At 69.2% G+C, this 1,676-nt stretch carries 1 protein-coding gene; it reads right to left on the bottom strand.

Annotated elements, in window-relative coordinates; all coding sequences use genetic code 11:
* Window positions 1-1,676: class I tRNA ligase family protein (locus tag FHP29_RS22880; RefSeq protein ID WP_275669458.1), on the bottom strand; the 1,676-nt coding region annotated here is incomplete at both ends.

The raw sequence follows: 1,676 nt of genomic DNA, 5'->3' as shown, positions 1-1,676 counted from the left end.
GTCGGGCGGCCTTGCGCAGGGCCGACGTGCTCGAGCAGACCTCGCGCACCTCGTCCATCGCGGCCACCAGCCGGTCGTCGCTCGGCAGCGCGGAGACGTCGGGCCAATCGGTCAGGTGCACCGAGCGGCCGCCGGTCAGCCCGCGCCAGATCTCCTCGGTCGTCAGCGGGAGCAGGGGCGCGACAGCGCGGCACACGACGTCGAGCACGGCCGCGAGCGTCTCGAACGCCTCCAGCCGGCCCTCCCAGAACCGCTCACGCGAGCGGCGGACGTACCAGTTGGTCAGCACGTCGAGGAACGAGCGGGTGGTCTCGCAGGCGTCGGCGATGGCGTAGTCGTCGAGCTCGGCGGTGAGCTTCTCGACGTACTGTCGCGTCTTGGCGAGCAGGTAGCGGTCCAGCGGGTCGGTGGAGCCGAGGGACTCGGCGCGCCCCACGCTGGCCTCGTAGCTCTCGGCGTTGGCGTAGAGCGCGAAGAAGTACCACGTGTTCCACAGCGGGATCATCACCTGGCGCACGGCGTCGCGGATGCCCTGCTCGGTGACGACGAGGTTGCCGCCGCGCAGGATCGGCGAGGCCATGAGGAACCAGCGCATGGCGTCGGCGCCGTCGCGGTCGAAGACCTCGGAGACGTCCGGATAGTTGCGCAGCGACTTGGACATCTTGTTGCCGTCGGAGCCGAGCACGATGCCGTGGCTGATGCACGACGAGAACGCCGGCTTGTCGAACAGCGCGGTCGCCAGGATGTGCAGCGTGTAGAACCAGCCGCGGGTCTGGCCGATGTACTCGACGATGAAGTCCGCCGGGAAGTGCTCCTCGAACCACTGCTTGTTCTCGAACGGGTAGTGCACCTGCCCGAAGCTCATCGAGCCGGAGTCGAACCACACGTCGAGGACGTCGGCGACGCGGCGCATCGTCGACCGCCCCGTCGGGTCGTCGGGGTTGGGCCGGGTCAGGTCGTCGACCCACGGCCGGTGCAGGTCGGGCTGCCCCTGGGCGTTGAGCGGAAGCCGGCCGAAGTCGCGCTCGATCTCCTCGAACGAGCCGTAGACGTCGATGCGCGGGTACGCCGGGTCGTCCGACTTCCAGACCGGCACCGGGGACCCCCAGAACCGGTTGCGCGTGATCGACCAGTCGCGGGCGTTGTCGACCCACTTGCCGAACTGGCCGTCCTTGATGTGCTCGGGGACCCAGCGGATCTCCTGGTTGAGCTCGGCCATCCGCTTCTTGATCGCGGTGACCTCGACGAACCAGCTGCTCACACCCTTGTAGATCAGGGGCTCGCGGCAGCGCCAGCAGTGCGGGTAGGAGTGGTCGTAGGTCTCGCGGCGCAGCAGCACGGTGCCGGGCGTGACCGAGCCGCCCGTCCCGCCCTGGGTGACGGCCTTCAGGTCGTCGATGATGTGCGGGTTGGCGTCGAAGACCAGCATCCCGGCGTACTCGCTGACCGGTGCCGTGAACCGGCCGTCCTTGCCGACCGGCATGACCGCCTCGATGCCCTCGCGGTCGGTCACCTCCTTGTCGACCTCACCGAACGCGCCGGCGCTGTGCACGAGCCCGGTTCCGTCGGTGGTCGTGACCGCGTCGTCGGCGGCGACGACGCGGAAGGCGTTCTCGTGACCCGCGTAGTAGGAGAACGGCGGAGCGTAGACGAGTCCGAGCAGGTCGGAGCCCGTG

It is taken from the genome of Nocardioides albidus, from assembly GCF_006335005.1.
In the GTDB taxonomy this organism is placed as follows: domain Bacteria; phylum Actinomycetota; class Actinomycetes; order Propionibacteriales; family Nocardioidaceae; genus Nocardioides; species Nocardioides albidus.
This window is presented reverse-complemented; position numbering and strand designations above follow the sequence as displayed.